Origin of the sequence: Synechocystis sp. PCC 6803 substr. PCC-P (genome assembly GCF_000284455.1) — a bacterium.
In the GTDB taxonomy this organism is placed as follows: domain Bacteria; phylum Cyanobacteriota; class Cyanobacteriia; order Cyanobacteriales; family Microcystaceae; genus Synechocystis.
This window is the reverse complement of record NC_017039.1, coordinates 3,536,118-3,552,250: the sequence shown is the minus strand read 5'-3', so window position 1 is coordinate 3,552,250 and position 16,133 is coordinate 3,536,118. Positions and strand designations below refer to the sequence as shown.

The window sequence follows — 16,133 nt, the reverse complement described above, 5'->3', positions numbered from 1 at the left end:
GTCTCCAGCGAGCGGCTAAAACTAGGGAATTTTAAAGTTTGTCAGTTTCCCCCAACTTCAAAGTTGAGAAGCTAGGGGACTTTTCCCCTGCCCTCTAGTGGAGGAAATGGCGCACCCCAGTGAAAATCATCACTAAGCCCAATTCGTTGGCCGCTTGGATGGAATCCTGGTCCCGCATGGACCCCCCCGGTTGGATGATGGTGGTAATGCCGGCGGCGGCGGCGGTGCGGACAGAATCGTCAAAGGGAAAGAACGCATCACTGGCCAAGCAAGCTCCCTGGGCTTCTGTGCCCGCTTGTTTAAGGGCAATTTCCACCGAGCCGACTCGATTCATTTGTCCTGCTCCCACCCCCAAGGTGGTTTTATTTTTGGTGATGGTGATGGCGTTGGATTTAACGTGTTTGCACACTTTCCAGGCAAAAGCTAGTTCCGCCAACTCCTCCCCACTGGGTTGTTTTTCCGTCACCACCTGCCAAGTGCTGGGGTCTTCCCGTTCATCATCCGCTGACTGTACTAAAAATCCTCCGGCGATCGCCTTAATGGTTTGGCTGGGGCCGGTGGCCAGATCGGGGAGAATCAATACCCGCAAATTGTTTTTCTTAGCTAGAATTTCCTGGGCTTCAGCATCACAGCCCGGGGCCACAATACATTCCAAAAAAGTTTTGACCATGGCCGCCGCCGTGGGTCCATCCAGGGGTTGATTCAAGGCGACAATGCCCCCAAAAGCGGAAGTGGCATCAGCATTAAAGGCTTTTTGATAGGCTTCTACCAATGTGGGGGCCAGGGCGACACCGCAGGGATTAGTGTGCTTTAAAATCACCGCCGCCGGTTCCCTGACATCGAATTCGTTGATAATGCGCCGGGCTGCTTCCAAATCCACCAAATTGTTATAGCTCAGTTCCTTGCCCTGGAGTTTCTCGGCCTTGGCCCAGCCGGTGGCTTCCCGCCCAGTTTGATACCAACCTGCACTTTGGTGGGGATTTTCCCCATACCGCAACGGTTGCCGCAATGTACCGCTAAGGCCAAATTGGTTTGCACTGTCCCCACTTAAACCACTGAAATAATTGGCGATCGCCTGGTCATAGGCATTGGTGAGGGCAAAGGCTTCCCCAGCGAATTGTTGGCGCAAAGCCAAGGGTATTTCCCCCTGTTCCTGCAGAGCTTGGAGATAGGCTTCGTACTGGTTGGGATTGGTGAGGACAGTGGTATGGGCAAAGTTTTTGGCGGTGGCTCGAATCATGGCCGGGCCACCAATATCAATCTGTTCCACTGCTTCAGCAACGGTGACCCCCGGTTTAGCAATGGTTTGCTCAAAGGGATAAAGGTTAACCACGACCAGATCTAACGGACGAATATCGTTAGCTTCTAAATCCGCCTGGTCACTGGGCAAATCCCGCCGGGCTAAAATACCCCCATGGATGCGGGGATGCAACGTTTTGACCCGTCCACCCAAAATTTCTGGTGCCCCGGTGTAATCACTCACCTTGGTGACAGGAACCCCAGCTTCTTTGAGGGTTTTGGCAGTACCACCACTACTGATCAGGTCAAACTGAAATTCATTCACTAGCCGTTGGGCCAGTTCCACAATGCCACTTTTGTCGGACACACTCAGCAGGGCTAAACGGGCCATTGCCTTCTCCTCTTGGTAATTTTTCCATCCCCCATTATCCCCCAGGAGTTGGTCTCCCTTACCCTTTCCTGTCCAGACTAGGCGGTTGGAAATGGTACACTGCCTCGATCGCCTGACGACAACCATCTGCCAAACAATCTAGTAAAACTTCTCCCTTCTCTTTGGTGGCTACGGTGGCATCCCCCATCACCCCACTGCGACTCACTTCTTTGGTTAACCAAGCAAAGGGCAAACTTCCTTCCATACTCAAAAGTTCATCATCGGCGGGAATGCCCTGGGGAAATTCCTTTACTAAACGATCTTCCCGCACCAGTTCAGGCCAGAGGGCCATCATTAAGCTGGTTTCCCCATCCCCCGCATGGATACCGTGGGTCATCTCTTTGGGAGTGAGTAAATCCGCCGCACAATGGGGCATCCGCCAAGTAAAAAAGGGGAAAATTTGTAAATCTGGATAAATCTGGTGCAGATCCCTGGCCGCAATTTCCAACACCTGAATCTGGCCACCGTGGGAGTTGAGCAAAATCCATTTACGGAAGCCCGATTGATACAAGCTCGCCGCCACTTCCTTGAGAATAACCAACAAAGTTTCTGCGCTGAGGGTGATTACCCCAGGGAAACCCATATGTTCATTGGACTTGCCATAGTACAAAGTTGGGAGCACGTAGGCCGGAATTTCCGGTGCCAAAGTTTGCAATGCCTTGCCCAAAACCCCCTCAGAAATGGCTGCATCCACCACCAATGGTAAATGGGGACCATGCTGTTCAATGGAACCCAGGGGCTGAATAATAATGGTTTTGTCCTTATCCGGCAGAGCTTCAATATCGGTCCACGTTAGGTAGGCAAAATAACGCTGGGGGGGAATAAGGGCGGAAGGTCGCATGGTTCAGATTTTCAGACGGGGGAAGATAAATAAAACTTTTTCTAGGATCTATTCTCAATAAGACTCCACTATTGCAACTGCTGAGCCAAGGGACTATGATGGATCCCATCGCCCAGACTGCTTCTAAGCGCCCCCATAGAACATGTCCTACACCGCCGATTCCCTCAAAGCCGAACTTAATGCCCGTGGTTGGCGACTGACTCCCCAGCGGGAAAAAATCCTCACCATTTTTCAAAATTTGCCGGAGGGGGAACATCTCAGTGCCGAGGAGTTACACCATCGTCTGGAAGAAGAAAGGGAAAAGATTAGCCTCTCCACAGTTTATCGCAGTGTTAAGTTGATGTCCCGCATGGGCATTCTGCGGGAGTTGGAATTGGCGGAGGGGCACAAGCACTATGAATTGCAACAGGCTTCCCCCCATCACCATCACCATGTAGTCTGTGTGCAATGTAATCGCACCATCGAATTTAAGAATGATTCCATTCTCAAGCAGAGCTTGAAGCAGTGTGAAAAAGAGGGTTTTCAGTTGATCGATTGTCAGCTAACCGTCACCACCATTTGTCCTGAAGCAATCCGCATGGGTTGGCCCTCCACTCTGCCTAGTAATTGGGCTTGCACCCGCAGTATTTCCTTGGCCTAGGATAGGATTTTCGCAGGAATACAAAGCATTATTTTCCCACCAGTTCAATAGCCAGAGACGACTAATCGGTTCTCCTAAGCATTACGCAGGGCGACAATGGGGTCTAATTTAGCCGCTTGACGGGCGGGAACAACACCAAAGAATAGACCAATACTGCCAGAAATGGTGAGGGAAACCACCACGGCGGCAGGGGAAATCACTGTAATCAGGGGGGAAAGACTACCCACGATTGCCACGATGGCCATGCCCAAGACGACGCCAATTACTCCACCACTGGCGGAAACGATTACTGCTTCAATAAGAAACTGACTGAGAATGTCCTGTTCCCCGGCTCCGAGGGCTTTACGCAGGCCAATTTCCTGGGTGCGCTCCGTTACGGACACCAACATAATGTTCATTACGCCAATACCTCCCACAATCAGGGAAATACCGGCGATCGCCGCCAGGAGGATGGTGAGCCCCCCGGTGATAGTGTTGACAATATCTAGCATTTGTTTGGCAGAACTAACGCCAAAATCATCCTCCCCGTTTTTGATATTGTGCCGTAGGCGCAGGAGGTTTTCCATTTGGAAAGTGGCCGCCCCCACTGAGTCACCATCCTTAGCCTTCACATTGATCCAGCTCAATTCAATGCCGTAGGGGGAAGTCCGCCCCACCAGTTGGGCCACCATGGTGTCTAGGGGAATGAAAATAAATTCATCTTGATTACTGCCCAGGGAAGACCCCTTAGTTTCCATCACACCGATGACTTCAAACGTAATATTGTTGATGCGGATATTCTGACCAAGGGGAGTTTGGGTTTGATAAAGGCGATCGGCAATTTCACTGCCCAGCACGGCCACCCGGCGATGGCGCTCCAGGTCCAAAATGTTGAGAAAGCGTCCCTGGGCCACGGAAAAATTACGGATGGCGGGATATTCGGGGGTAGTGCCCACAATGGTGGCATTGGTGTTGAGGTTCCGATGGGACACCAGTAACCTCCGGTTAATTTCGGGGGCTACCCCGGCCACACTAGGCACTTGACCGGCGATCGCCTCGGCGTCACTCAAAACCAAAGTTTTCGGTAAATTGAAACTAGCCCGACGGTTGCGTTGGGAACCGGGCAACACAAACAACACATTGGGGCCTAAATCTTCCAATTGGGAAGTGGCCAACTCCTGGGCTCCCTGGCCAATGCCCAACATGGCCACCACGGACGCATTGCCAATGACAATGCCCAACATAGTCAAACTGCTACGAAGCTTATTAGCCAGCAACATGCTAGTGGCCATTTTGAGACTTTCCCGAAATTCAATCACCGTTACCTCGGTTCTAGGATCTTTAGCTAGTCTATTTTATCCATTCGCTCAATTTGACCGCCCCTGGCCCTAGGATTAAGTTAAAATTTTCTCCCGAGCATCTAAGATAGAATCTCCTTCTGCAATCCCCATACATCCATGGCCAGCACCAACATTTCCGACCGTGAAAAAGCCCTCAACGCCGCCCTAGCCCAGATTGAGCGGAGCTTCGGGAAGGGAGCGATTATGCGCTTGGGAGATGCCACCCAAATGCGAGTTGAAACCATTTCCACTGGGGCTCTAACTTTGGATTTGGCCCTGGGGGGCGGTTTGCCCAAGGGTCGGATTGTGGAAATTTACGGCCCGGAAAGTTCCGGGAAGACCACCTTGGCCCTCCATGCGGTGGCGGCCACCCAACAGGCGGGGGGAGTCGCGGCCTTTGTCGATGCAGAACACGCCCTTGACCCCGTTTATTCCAAAGCCCTGGGGGTGGACATTGATAATTTATTGGTGGCCCAACCAGATAACGGCGAATCAGCCTTGGAAATTGTTGACCAGTTGGTGCGTTCCACTGCGGTGGATATCATTGTGGTGGATTCCGTGGCGGCCCTAGTGCCCCGGGCGGAAATTGAAGGGGAAATGGGGGATACTTCGGTGGGTTCCCAAGCTCGCTTGATGAGTAAAGCCATGCGGAAAATTGCTGGTAATATCGGGCGATCGGGTTGTTTGGTAATTTTCCTCAACCAGTTACGGCAAAAAATTGGTGTGACCTACGGCAGTCCCGAAGTGACCACCGGAGGTAATGCCCTGAAATTCTACGCCTCCGTACGTTTAGATATTCGCCGCATTCAAACCCTGAAAAAAGGCACCGAAGGGGAATACGGTATCCGAGCCAAAGTGAAAGTGGCTAAAAACAAAGTGGCTCCCCCCTTCCGCATCGCTGAATTTGACATTATTTTTGGCCAGGGCATTTCCCGCATGGGTTGCACCATCGACCTGGCGGAAAAATGCGAAGTCATCACCCGCAAAGGGGCTTGGTATAGCTATAACGGCGAAAACATTGCCCAGGGTCGGGATAATGCCATGAAATATTTAGAGGAAAATCCTGAAATCGCCGCTACCATCGACCAACAGGTGCGGGAAAAATTATCTTTAGTTAATGCGGTTTTCCCGGTGGAAACAGAGGATGGAGCGGAAGAGCAGGGGGAAGATGGGGATTTTTAGGAGCTAATCCGATCATTTGCCCAAAAGCCTCTGCTTTTGGTCGTGGCTTATGTCAAGTGGTCGGGAATTTCCCGGTTTTAGAAAGTGTTTGAAAAGTACACTAGGTATTTATCCCCCTAAATCTCCTCACTAAAGCTCCGGCTTAAAAAGGGGTACTTTTGTGACAGTTCCCCCCTTCTTAAGGGGGGCTAGGGGGGATTAAACAGCCAAAACTCAACTTTCCAAACAGGCTCTTAGACGTGGGTATGGTCAAAAATGGGAGGCGGAAATCAAAAACCCGGCTAAAAAACCAATAATGGTGGCATAGGCTACGGAACTGCCGCCCAATTCGTAGGCTTCCGGCATCATGGTGCTGGCTAGCATGGCTAAAATTCCCCCTCCGGCGATCGCCTGGGCCACCGCCACCAGTAATAGAGTGCCACCTTGGCCAATGGAGTAGCCCACCATGGCGATCAGACCACTGGCCACCACCGCCCCAAACCAGAGAGTTAAAATTCTTCGGTTGGAAATGCCGGCCTGTTTCATGCCAAAGGAACTGGAAAGGGCTTCGGGAAAATTGGAAATAAATACGGCAAACAGAAACGCTCCACCCCAGGGGGTGACATTGGTGTTCATGCCGATAACCATAGCCTCCGGGATGTTATCAAACAGCGTGCCCACCAGGATGGCCATGGGAGCAGAGCTTTGGGCTAATTTGGCCAACATCTGGCGATCGCCTTCTACCAGTGGTTCCAACACCGAAACCTTATCTTCGGGAGGGACAATTGCCTCAAAGTCCGTGGCTGACTGTAAACGGCGGGCGAGTTTGCGGCTCAGGGCCAAGGCTAGATGGGGAGATTGACTGAGAATATTGGCAAAGTTTTCCTTATCCAACTGATACAGTTCCATCGGAGTGACGGCCACCACCGTAGCGGACCGGGGTTCTCCTGTCAGTAAAGACATTTCCCCAAAAATATCGCCCGATGTGAGCCGATTAACCCAGGTTGTGCCCTTATACACATCCGCTTCCCCGCCACCGATAAAGTAAAAATAATCCCCCTGGTCCCCTTCCCGACAAAGTACTTCTCTGGGGTAGGCATGGTGAGGAGTGAGCAGACCAGCAAGTTGATGCCTTTCCTGCTCTGGCAGAGCATTCATCACTTCACTGTGGGCTAAATAATCTACCAACTCATGGGATTCCAGCATTTTATGTTCCACCACATAGCGACGGCTAGCGGCGGGCTTACGTAAAAATCCCCCTTGTTCATCAATGTATTTACTCAAGCTAATAAACAGGATTCCCCCCAGTAAAAAGCCCCCTACCAGAACCAAAACTCCGCCACTGCGGTAAACAGCACTGGCAATTTCCAAGGCGATCGCCGCCATCAAAGTGCCACTACCAAAGGCCATCACTGCGGCTAAAAATTTTCTTCCCGGTTGCCAAGCCACAGCAATTAAAGCCCCCAGGGCCATGCTAGAAGCACCCAAAATCCCCTGAAGGAAGGCGGTCAAAGCAAAGTTTTCCACCGTTTTAAGCAAATTTATGATTATTGGACTAATCTTTCCCAGTTCCATTAACTGCCAGAGGGTGGGCTAGCGGCAAGGGGAATCAGTTGTTTAGGGGGTAAGCCGTTGAATAATGTTGAAAAAATATTAACTATTTAGTACCAATCCACGGGAATGGAGTCGTCCAAAACCGGTTCCGGTGGAAAACCGCCTGGTTCCTGGGGCACTGGAGTCGGTGGTGGTGTATTTGGGGGGAAGGGATCATTCTGCGGCAAAACAGGATTATTGCTAGGGGCAGAACTGGTGGGCATTTCAACGGGAATGGGAATGCCTTGGAGTGGTGGAGCCGGATTAGGGTTAGGGGCTGCGGGATTATTAACGGGAGGGGGAGATGGGGGCGGAGTAATTGGGGGAGGCGGGGCAATTCTGACTAAACTACGGGGGGCTGGGAAAGGAAATAGGCGGCGAAAGGATTGAATACGATCATCTTTTTCTTCCGGTGCAATGTCCCAGAGGGTTTGGTAATAAAAAAAGGAAACTCCCATTCCCTGGGCTCGGGATGCATAGACCTTATCATTCACTAAAGGCATGGGCACTTGCTTAGTGGGTAATCCGGTTAAGATTCCAACGGCGGTGGGAATTAGGGTTTTAGATTCCCTAAACTCCGCCCTCTGGATCGGCTCAGTAAAAGTGGGTAGAGATGTACGATAAACCTGAACTATCACTTCATCAACAATGCCTTTGCGGATCCAATCCAACCAATCCTGCAAAAAAGTGTTGTAAGCGAGATTGTAGGTGGCAGGGGAGACGGATACGAGAATGTTCGGTTTAGCAGCTTTGATGCGGGCATTTAACTGCACCATGAATGCGGTAATTTTATCGGCTCGCCAGCGAATCCAGGCCGGATCTTTAGGATTGCTGGGGGGAGTTTTTTTTGTTTCCTGTTGATATAAAGAAATGGTGTAATTGTCGTAGCCAAATTCGTTGGGCAGGGCGGTGTGATCGTCGAACTGAACCCCGTCCAAATCGTATTTATTAACTGCGTCCATGACTAGTTGCGTAATAAAAGTCTGGACTTGAGGGTGAAAAGGATTCATCCACATCACTTCTCCGGCAGCGCTCACAGAAGTTTTAGTGCCGTCCCGCTTTTGGGTAAACCACCAGGGATGGCGCTTAACCAGTTCCGACATCGGGGGAGCCTTAAAGCCAAATTCAAACCAGGGCAAAACCAACATGTTGCGCCGATGGGCCTTATCGATAATGTCTGCTAACACATCCTGACCTTGATCTCCCCTGGGGCTAAAGGGTTGTAAGCCTTCCCTTTTAGCAAATTCACTTTCGTAGAGAACATAACCGGAGTTCCAGACTACGGGGTAGATGGTATTGAAATTTAGATCCGCTAGGAGGTTAATGGATTCAGTGGTGCGGTTCTGGTCTAAAAAATGAACGGTGTCATTATTGGTGATCCAAACTCCACGGATTTCTGGAAAGGCATTTTGGGCTTGGACTTGGTTGAATAAGGAAAAGGGATGGACGATCGCCAAACTGATTAATAAACCTAGAACAAGATTGTGGAGGAATGGCTTTTTGCAATACTGCCAGATTTGGGCAAAGATTGTGGCGATCGCCATGGTGCAATGATTCGGGGAGTAAGTGAGGAAAAGTGGATTAATAATCAAAGTTTAAATTTGCCATATCCTAGCGGTTTTTCTCCATCAAAATGGGCAATTTTTTGGCCGAACCAAGATTGGGGAGAAGGTTCCCAGGCAAAGTATTGTAACAAAGGTTCTGGGAATAATCCCGTTGCTGTTTATGATAAAAGGTAGAAAAGCAACCGGGGATCAATGCAAAGCAAGAGAAAAAATACCCTGGTTAATCATATTTCGAGCTGGTGTTTAAGGTTGAAAATTTGATTGAACGGACGTTGCCCTGTAGGAAGTGGTGACGGCGTGGCCTATTGTCCGGAGGGAAGGGGTTATGGTTACAAACAGAATTACTGACAACCGTCGGCGGGTGGTGATTTTAGGGGCTGCCGGGCGGGATTTTCACAATTTCAATCAGGTTTATCGAGATAATCCCCGGTATGAAGTGATGGCCTTCACTGCGACCCAGATTGTGGGCATTGCCGATCGCCGTTATCCGCCGAGTTTAGCGGGGGAACTTTATCCCCACGGTATTCCCATCCTTGAAGAAGGGCAGTTGGAAAATTTTTGCCGGGAACATCGGGTTGATCAAATTGTGTTTGCCTACAGCGATGTGTCCCACCACCAGGTCATGCATCTCGCTTCCCGCAGTTTGGCGATCGGAGCAGATTTTGTCCTACTGGGGCCAAATCAAACCATGATTAAAACCACAGTACCCGTCATCGCAGTGTCAGCGGTGCGTACCGGTTGCGGTAAATCCCAGGTGAGTCGCTGGCTGTCCCAACGGTTACGGCAACTCGGTTTGAGGGTTTGCGCCATTCGCCATCCCATGCCCTACGGTAATTTGCAAAAACAGGCGGTGCAACGATTTGCCAAGTTGGAAGATTTAGACCAAGCGGACTGCACAGTAGAAGAACGGGAAGAATACGAACCCCATATTCTGGCGGGCCATGTGGTCTATGCCGGGGTAGATTACGGCCTAATTGTGGAAAAAGCTTCTTTAGAAAGTGATGTCATTCTCTGGGACGGGGGGAATAATGATTTTCCCTTTGTGCAACCGGATTTACACATTGTCCTTGTGGATCCCCTACGACCGGGGGACGAAAGCCTTTACCATCCAGGGGAAGCGGTGCTTAGGATGGCAGACATTGTCCTGATTCCCAAAACCGATGTAGCCACAGTGGCCCAAATCACCCAGGTTCTTAGTTCCATTGCCCAGTTAAACCCTGATGCCCAAATTATCCAAGGGCGATCGCCCTTGCGGTTGGAACCTCCCCTAGATCTGCGGGGTAAACGGGTGATTGTGGTGGAGGATGGCCCCACTACTACCCACGGGGGCATGGACTACGGTGCTGGTTACCAGGCAGTGAAGGAAATTGAGAACATTACAATAGTTGATCCTCGACCCTACACTGTGCCGGAAATTGCCGCTGTTTATGCTAAATTTCCCCATTTAACGAAAATTTTGCCCGCGATGGGTTATTTCCCCGCCCAATTACAAGCTTTAGCGGATACCCTCAATGCCGCTGAAGTTGACGTGGTGGTATCCGGTACCCCCAGTGATCTGGGCCGATTAATCCCATTGAATAAACCATTGGTGCGGGTTTTTTATGATTACGCCGAGGCGAAAGAACCGGGATTAGGTAAAGCTTTGGATTTGTTTTTAGCCCGTCGGGGGCTAGGGAGCAAAGCCAATGAATTCTCCTAACCAAAACACCAGACCCATTGTCATTGCTTTGGGCGGAAATGCTTTACTGCAAAGGGGCCAACCTCCGGAAGCGGAAATTCAGAAAGCTAACATTCACATTGCCGCTCTGGCGATCGCCAAAATTGCCCGGCATTATCCCGTCGTTGTCACCCATGGCAACGGCCCCCAAGTGGGGTTACTGGCCCTACAGGGGGAGTGCGAAAAATCCTGTAAGCCCTATCCCTTGGACGTGTTAGGGGCAGAAACGGAAGGCATGATCGGTTACCTGTTGGAGCAGGAATTACGCAATCAACTACCTGGGCGGGATGTGGTCACCCTATTGACCCAAATTGTGGTCGATCGCCAGGACCCAGCTTTTTTGCAACCCACCAAACCCATTGGCCCGGTTTATACCCTGGAACAAGCTCAACAGTTGGCCCAGGAAAGGGGTTGGGCGATCGCCGCCGACGGCCAGGGATACCGCCGGGTAGTGGCTTCTCCAGAACCCAAAAGGATTATTGAGCTACCCACCATTCAATTGTTGGTGAAGAGCGGCGCATTAGTGGTTTGTGCCGGGGGCGGTGGCATTCCTGTGGTGGTTAATGAAGCCGGAGGATTGCAAGGGGTGGAAGCGGTGATTGACAAAGATCTAGCCGCTGCTCTGTTGGCGCAAAATCTCCAAGCCCAAGGTTTACTACTCCTAACGGACGTCGATGGTGTGTATGAAAATTGGAGCACCAACTACGCTCACTGTTTTGAGCAAACCACCCCGAAAAATCTACGCCGTTACCGATTTGCAGCGGGTTCCATGGGGCCAAAGGTAGAAGCGGCCTGTCGCTTTGTAGAAACCACCGGGCAATGGTGTGGCATCGGCAAACTTGATCAAGCCTTAGACATTATTGACGGGAAAGCAGGGACAGTGGTGATGCCCTAAATTTCGTCCCAACCGGATACCCCAGAAGACATCACATAACTAGTCACCGTTGCTTCAAAGAAATTCGCCTTAGTGTGAGCCTCTTTTTTCGTGTCGGAAAAACGCTCCAAGTGGGTGTAGGGACTTTTCCCGTAGCGAGCATCCGTGTAAAGGGGATCTAAACCGATCGCCCGTAGACGACTATTAGCAAGATACTTAGTGTACTGTTCCGTACTAGATTCCGTAATACCGAGAATATTATTACCGACAATGTGGTTAGTCCAGCGACATTCAAACTCCACCGCCTTATCAAACATTTCATAAATCTGATCCGTGGAGTGGGTGAAGACCTGCATGGCTTCGGGAATTAGCTTTTGGTATAGCCGCACGTGACTCAACTCATCCCGGTTGATCATCTTAAAAATGTCCGCAGAACCCGGCATCAACATACGAGAAGCAAGGTTATAGAAGTAAATAAAACCGTTGTAAAAATATAATCCTTCCAGCAAATAGTCCGCCATCAAGGCAATAAAATAATTCTCCTGGGTGGGATGATCGACATATTTTTGGTAGAGCATGGCAATGTACTCGCACCGTTCCTTTAACACCCGGTCTGTGCGCCAAAATTCGTACACCTTATCCCGCTTTTCCGTGGGAATAATCGTCTCGATCATGTACTGGTAGCTTTGGTTATGCATACCCTCCTGGGAAATTTGCTCCGCCATACACAGGCTAATTTCCGGCGCGGTAACGCTACTTTTTAAATGGGGAATGTTACAGGTTTGAACAGAATCAAGAAAGGTTAAATAGGACAAAATACCATCAAAGGCATAACGCTCTTCGTTGGTTAAATTCCAGTAATCGGTGACATCCTGGGTAATGTCTAAGCGCTGGGGAATCCAAAAGTTCTCCCGCATTTGTTGATACAATCCCACTGCCCAGTTGTAGCGGACATCATTCAACTGCATCAAGTTGGTAGTGTTGCCAAACCAAATGGTGCGGTTCTCGACGGAATCGTTGCCAGTGGGGTTAAAAATGGGGGTCACAGGCATGGGCGCTGTGGGATTAACGGTGCTGACAACCATGGAATTTGGGCAGTAAGGAAAATTGTGAACCGACCTATTCTAACCCAGTTTCTTTGGGCAGTCTTGATCAACCAAGAGTAATTTAGGTGGACTACTAAAGTCCCTCTTACATAGTTTTCTTGTTCTTGTCATCTCGACAAAGGTCACACAACTCTATACAATTCTTGTTTAGCTCGGCGCCGCCCCGCAATCTTTTAGAATTTTTTATGGCTCTTTCGCTACCGACAAGGGTGAACTGGTCCCCGATTCAGCGCTACTTGGAACTTTTACAGATATTAGTGGAGCGCAACCTGAAAGGCCGTTACCGGGGTTCCTTTTTGGGGGTTTACTGGTCGTTGCTAAACCCTTTGATTATGACAGGGATTTATGCGGCTATTTTCGGAGCGGCCTTTGCCTCCTTCTATGGGTCTGCCCTGAACTATGTGCTGGCGGCCTTTACGGGGCTGTTAGTGATTAACTTTTTTTCTGCTTCCACTAGCCAAGCTTTATCGAGTGTGGTGGCCAGCGGGGGACTCATGAATAAAATCAAGCTCCCCATCAGTGTCTTTCCCCTCTCCATGATCGTCGCCAACGTGTTCCAATTTGTGGTGGGGCCATTACCCCTATTGGCGATCGTCACCATTTATAAGTCTTGGGAATCTGGTTGGTGGTTTGTTAACGCCATTTCTCTTTTCTTTCCTTTGTTGGCTCTGAGCCTAGTGTGCACCGGGGTAGGCTTTTTTGTCAGTGCCCTTTACGTATTTTTCCGGGATTTGCCCTACTTCTATGAGCTAGTAACCTTCATGCTCTGGATCGGTTCTCCCATTTTCTATCCATCCGAAATTGTGCCGGAACAAGTGCGCCGCTTTTTGGTCATCAACCCCCTGTTACCGATCATTGACAGTATTCGTCAAATTTCCCTGTCGGGGGATTTGCCCGAGTCTGGTTTGATTGTTCATGGACTATTAAATGGTTTAATTTTATTGGCCCTGGGTTGGTTGTGCTTTCGCTCCTGGCAAAAGAATTTCATGGATCTGTTGTAAAGCTAATTTTAGATGTCTGAAGTTATTCGTCTTGATAAAGTTTCTTTGTACCGTCGAACCCAGGAGGAATTTTCCTACGACCTGAAGCGCACCGTACTATCTTTCATTGAGGGTAAGTATCGTAAGCCCTCCCGTAAGCTAATCCTAGACAATATAGATTTTACGGTGGTGACGGGGGAGAAAGTTGGCATTATTGGTTCCAATGGTTCGGGGAAATCCACCCTGCTCAAGGTAATTTGCGGTATTTTGGAACCCTCTGCTGGGAGTTTGCGGGTGAGGGGGGAAATAGCACCATTGATCGAGCTGGGGGCTGGCTTTGACCCGGATTTGTGTGTGCGGGATAATATTATTCTCTACGGTGTGATGTTGGGATTTTCCCGCCAGGAAATGTTGGAGCGGGTGGATTCTATCCTGGATTTTGCTGAGTTACAAACGTTGGGGGATATGCCGGTGAAGTCCCTTTCTTCGGGGATGTCAGCCCGGTTGGGTTTTGCCATTGCCACCGATGTGGAACCGGATATTCTAATTTTGGATGAAGTTTTATCTGTGGGGGATGAAAGTTTCAAGCACAAATCCCAAGCCCGAATGGATAAGCTCTGGGGACACAATACGACGATTCTCGTGGTTTCCCATAGCCTGGGCTTTATTCAAGATGCCTGTCCCACCACTATCTGGTTAGACCGGGGGGTGGTGCGTTATATGGGCAAAACCTCCGAGGCGATCGGGCAATACCTGGAGGAGGTCAAACGCCACGATGCTCTCACCATTCCCCAATAATTCTGGCAAGTTGCCCTTTTTTTGCTTTACTGGGAACGGATATTTTTTGCTCAAAAATAGTTAAAGAGAACATGGAGGAGTGATTATGAAAATTTTGATTACCGGTGGCGGTGGCTACATTGGTTCTGTCCTGACCCCCACTTTGCTGGCGGCGGGATACCAGGTAACGGTGATAGACAACTTCATGTTCCAGCAAAATAGCTTGGCGGAATGCTGTCAGTATGAAACTTTTAACGTTATCCGGGGGGATTGCCGCAAGGAAGACCTGATTAAAGAACAGCTAAAAACCGCCGATGTCATAATTCCCCTGGCGGCCCTAGTGGGAGCTCCCCTGTGCAGTCGCGATCAAATTGGCACTAAAACCACTAACCAGACGGCGGTGGAAATGATCTGTCAACTAGCCAGCCCCCAACAGCGGATTTTGATGCCAGTTACCAATAGTGGCTATGGCATTGGGGAAAAGGGTAAATTTTGTACCGAAGAAAGTCCCCTGCGACCCATTTCCCTCTATGGAGTAACTAAGGTGGAAGCGGAAAAAGCGGTGTTAGCCCGGGATAACAGTATGACTTTTCGCCTGGCGACAGTATTTGGTATGGCTCCCCGGATGCGGGTGGATTTGTTGGTCAATGACTTTGTCTACCGTGCTTTTTATGACCGGGCGGTGGTTATTTTTGAAGGTCATTTTAAACGCAATTATATTCATATCCGGGATGTGGCCAAGGTGTTTCTCCATGGCTTGGAAAATTTTGAATCCATGAAGGGTAAGCCCTATAACGTTGGCTTAGAGGATGCTAATTTATCCAAACTGGAACTTTGTGCAGAAATCCGTAAATATCTGCCCAATTTTGTGTATCTAGAAGCGCCCATCGGGGAGGATCCGGATAAGCGGGATTACATTGTTTCTAACCAAAGAATTTTGAGCACTGGCTTTACTCCCGACTGGTCTTTGGGACGGGGTATTCAAGAGTTAATCAAGGGTTACACTATCTTGAGAAACAGCGTTTATTCCAACGTTTAATAAATTGTTTGAACGCCCCTTGGTTCCCTAAGTTTGGAGAAACTAAATACAAATCACCAAATGTTGGGGAATTTAGGGGGTAAATGACAACTTTACCGACGGATTGCCAAGGTTCAAGGGCGGACTAATACCCGCCCAAGGCAGAAAAGCTCGCCATTGTTTAGATCGAGGGATTCAAGGTCCACGTCTTCCCCTAGGTCAACGGTCAAACGCTCTAACTTTCGGTTGGCGATCGCCGGTAATCCTAGTAGGGTAATGTCTTCTAGATGTAGGGTTTTGGAGCTGGCCAACTGTAGACGGGCCTGCACCAAAAGCTCATGGCTTTGACCCTGGGGGTCTTGCACTTCACCTTTGAGCTGAAAAGATTGATGCTCTAAGGCGATCGCCTGCCAATGGAAAGTGTAATTCTTCAACTTGCCCTGGGGATTTTCCACTCCCTGTTCTGCCAACAAAGCTACTAATAGTTCCTCAAAAGCACTGGCAAGTAAATTAGAAGCTAGGGATGCTTGCAGATGGCTTTGGGAAATTTGTAACTCTCCGCTAACCCGAATTGGCTCCAATAGTTTTAGGGGTTTGCCTTTGATTACCTGGCCAATGTTAATGCGGATATTTTCTCCCCGCAGTAACACCCGTCCTAGTTGTAGACCTTGGTAAATGGCCCTGTCACTACTAAGGGCAACCCTAGGCACATAGCCCCGTAAAATTTGTCGGTCTTTGCCATCAATTTCCAGTTCCAAACTCTCCACTGTTTCCACCTGGGAGCGGAGCCAGAGCCTCAGGGCAGGGGCCAAAATTTTACCAATTAAATTACTGTCAACGGCTAAGCCCATGGATTTGAAATTTAGTTGTTAG

General features: G+C 49.6%; 14 protein-coding genes. 7 read left to right on the top strand and 7 right to left on the bottom strand.

The window, feature by feature from the left end:
• Positions 1–94: 94 nt before the first annotated feature.
• Together purH and SYNPCCP_RS16460 are read right to left on the bottom strand one after the other, a co-directional pair.
• A complete protein-coding gene (gene purH / locus SYNPCCP_RS16465; RefSeq protein WP_014407167.1) occupies positions 95–1,630 on the bottom strand; it encodes a bifunctional phosphoribosylaminoimidazolecarboxamide formyltransferase/IMP cyclohydrolase in 1,536 nt (511 codons plus the stop codon).
• Between the two features lie 58 nt (positions 1,631–1,688).
• A complete protein-coding gene (locus tag SYNPCCP_RS16460) occupies positions 1,689–2,510 on the bottom strand; it encodes a creatininase family protein (protein ID WP_010874340.1) in 822 nt (273 codons plus the stop codon).
• A 142-nt stretch (positions 2,511–2,652) separates the two neighbouring features.
• Here SYNPCCP_RS16460 and SYNPCCP_RS16455 point away from each other — a divergent pair, with 142 nt between their 5' ends.
• Positions 2,653–3,150 carry a transcriptional repressor gene (locus tag SYNPCCP_RS16455; protein WP_010874339.1) on the top strand — a complete coding sequence of 166 codons (498 nt, stop codon included), beginning with the start codon at positions 2,653–2,655 and terminating at the stop codon, positions 3,148–3,150.
• 74 nt (positions 3,151–3,224) lie between these two features.
• On the opposite strand, the gene SYNPCCP_RS16450 is transcribed toward SYNPCCP_RS16455, so the two are convergent.
• On the bottom strand, positions 3,225–4,448 hold the full coding sequence (locus SYNPCCP_RS16450; RefSeq protein WP_010874338.1) for an ABC transporter permease: 1,224 nt from the start codon (positions 4,446–4,448) through the stop codon (positions 3,225–3,227).
• Between the two features lie 138 nt (positions 4,449–4,586).
• Here SYNPCCP_RS16450 and recA point away from each other — a divergent pair, with 138 nt between their 5' ends.
• Positions 4,587–5,651: a recombinase RecA gene (gene recA, locus SYNPCCP_RS16445; RefSeq protein ID WP_010874337.1), complete on the top strand. Its 1,065-nt coding sequence runs from the start codon at positions 4,587–4,589 to the stop codon at positions 5,649–5,651.
• A 249-nt stretch (positions 5,652–5,900) separates the two neighbouring features.
• On the opposite strand, the gene SYNPCCP_RS16440 is transcribed toward recA, so the two are convergent.
• Together SYNPCCP_RS16440 and SYNPCCP_RS16435 are read right to left on the bottom strand one after the other, a co-directional pair.
• Positions 5,901–7,142, bottom strand: coding sequence for a cyclic nucleotide-binding domain-containing protein (locus SYNPCCP_RS16440; RefSeq protein WP_223211314.1), 1,242 nt, complete (start codon positions 7,140–7,142; stop codon positions 5,901–5,903).
• Between the two features lie 149 nt (positions 7,143–7,291).
• Positions 7,292–8,815: a family 10 glycosylhydrolase gene (locus SYNPCCP_RS16435; protein ID WP_223211313.1), complete on the bottom strand. Its 1,524-nt coding sequence runs from the start codon at positions 8,813–8,815 to the stop codon at positions 7,292–7,294.
• A gap of 298 nt (positions 8,816–9,113) precedes the next feature.
• On the opposite strand from SYNPCCP_RS16435, the gene SYNPCCP_RS16425 reads away from it, so the two are divergent.
• Positions 9,114–10,487 carry a cyclic 2,3-diphosphoglycerate synthase gene (locus SYNPCCP_RS16425; RefSeq protein ID WP_020861874.1) on the top strand — a complete coding sequence of 458 codons (1,374 nt, stop codon included), beginning with the start codon at positions 9,114–9,116 and terminating at the stop codon, positions 10,485–10,487.
• Entirely contained in the window at positions 10,474–11,400 is a 927-nt protein-coding gene (gene arcC, locus SYNPCCP_RS16420; protein ID WP_010874333.1) for a carbamate kinase, read from the top strand. The genes SYNPCCP_RS16425 and arcC overlap by 14 nt, the downstream gene beginning before the upstream one ends.
• On the opposite strand, the gene SYNPCCP_RS16415 is transcribed toward arcC, so the two are convergent.
• A complete protein-coding gene (locus SYNPCCP_RS16415; protein ID WP_010874332.1) occupies positions 11,397–12,464 on the bottom strand; it encodes a ribonucleotide-diphosphate reductase subunit beta in 1,068 nt (355 codons plus the stop codon). The genes arcC and SYNPCCP_RS16415 overlap by 4 nt on opposite strands.
• 206 nt (positions 12,465–12,670) lie before the next feature.
• On the opposite strand from SYNPCCP_RS16415, the gene SYNPCCP_RS16410 reads away from it, so the two are divergent.
• The 3 genes from SYNPCCP_RS16410 to SYNPCCP_RS16400 all read left to right on the top strand — a co-directional run bounded on the left by SYNPCCP_RS16410 (position 12,671) and on the right by SYNPCCP_RS16400 (position 15,281).
• Positions 12,671–13,486 (top strand): ABC transporter permease, encoded by an 816-nt coding sequence (locus SYNPCCP_RS16410; RefSeq protein WP_010874331.1) that lies wholly within the window; start codon positions 12,671–12,673, stop codon positions 13,484–13,486.
• Between the two features lie 12 nt (positions 13,487–13,498).
• A complete protein-coding gene (locus tag SYNPCCP_RS16405) occupies positions 13,499–14,263 on the top strand; it encodes an ABC transporter ATP-binding protein (protein WP_010874330.1) in 765 nt (254 codons plus the stop codon).
• Positions 14,264–14,348: 85 nt separating this feature from the next.
• A complete protein-coding gene (locus tag SYNPCCP_RS16400) occupies positions 14,349–15,281 on the top strand; it encodes an NAD(P)-dependent oxidoreductase (RefSeq protein ID WP_020861875.1) in 933 nt (310 codons plus the stop codon).
• Between the two features lie 113 nt (positions 15,282–15,394).
• On the opposite strand, the gene SYNPCCP_RS16395 is transcribed toward SYNPCCP_RS16400, so the two are convergent.
• Positions 15,395–16,111, bottom strand: a complete 717-nt coding sequence (locus SYNPCCP_RS16395) for a DUF2993 domain-containing protein (protein WP_010874328.1) — start codon at positions 16,109–16,111, stop codon at positions 15,395–15,397.
• Positions 16,112–16,133: the final 22 nt, after the last annotated feature.

Coding starts and splice junctions, on each gene's coding strand:
- recA (WP_010874337.1), top strand. CDS start 4,587: ATGGCCAGCACCAACATTTCCGACCGTGAAAAAGCCCTCAACGCCGCC.
- SYNPCCP_RS16410 (WP_010874331.1), top strand. CDS start 12,671: ATGGCTCTTTCGCTACCGACAAGGGTGAACTGGTCCCCGATTCAGCGC.
- SYNPCCP_RS16415 (WP_010874332.1), bottom strand. CDS start 12,464: ATGGTTGTCAGCACCGTTAATCCCACAGCGCCCATGCCTGTGACCCCC.
- SYNPCCP_RS16395 (WP_010874328.1), bottom strand. CDS start 16,111: ATGGGCTTAGCCGTTGACAGTAATTTAATTGGTAAAATTTTGGCCCCT.
- SYNPCCP_RS16425 (WP_020861874.1), top strand. CDS start 9,114: ATGGTTACAAACAGAATTACTGACAACCGTCGGCGGGTGGTGATTTTA.
- SYNPCCP_RS16455 (WP_010874339.1), top strand. CDS start 2,653: ATGTCCTACACCGCCGATTCCCTCAAAGCCGAACTTAATGCCCGTGGT.
- purH (WP_014407167.1), bottom strand. CDS start 1,630: ATGGCCCGTTTAGCCCTGCTGAGTGTGTCCGACAAAAGTGGCATTGTG.
- SYNPCCP_RS16460 (WP_010874340.1), bottom strand. CDS start 2,510: ATGCGACCTTCCGCCCTTATTCCCCCCCAGCGTTATTTTGCCTACCTA.
- arcC (WP_010874333.1), top strand. CDS start 10,474: ATGAATTCTCCTAACCAAAACACCAGACCCATTGTCATTGCTTTGGGC.
- SYNPCCP_RS16400 (WP_020861875.1), top strand. CDS start 14,349: ATGAAAATTTTGATTACCGGTGGCGGTGGCTACATTGGTTCTGTCCTG.
- SYNPCCP_RS16405 (WP_010874330.1), top strand. CDS start 13,499: ATGTCTGAAGTTATTCGTCTTGATAAAGTTTCTTTGTACCGTCGAACC.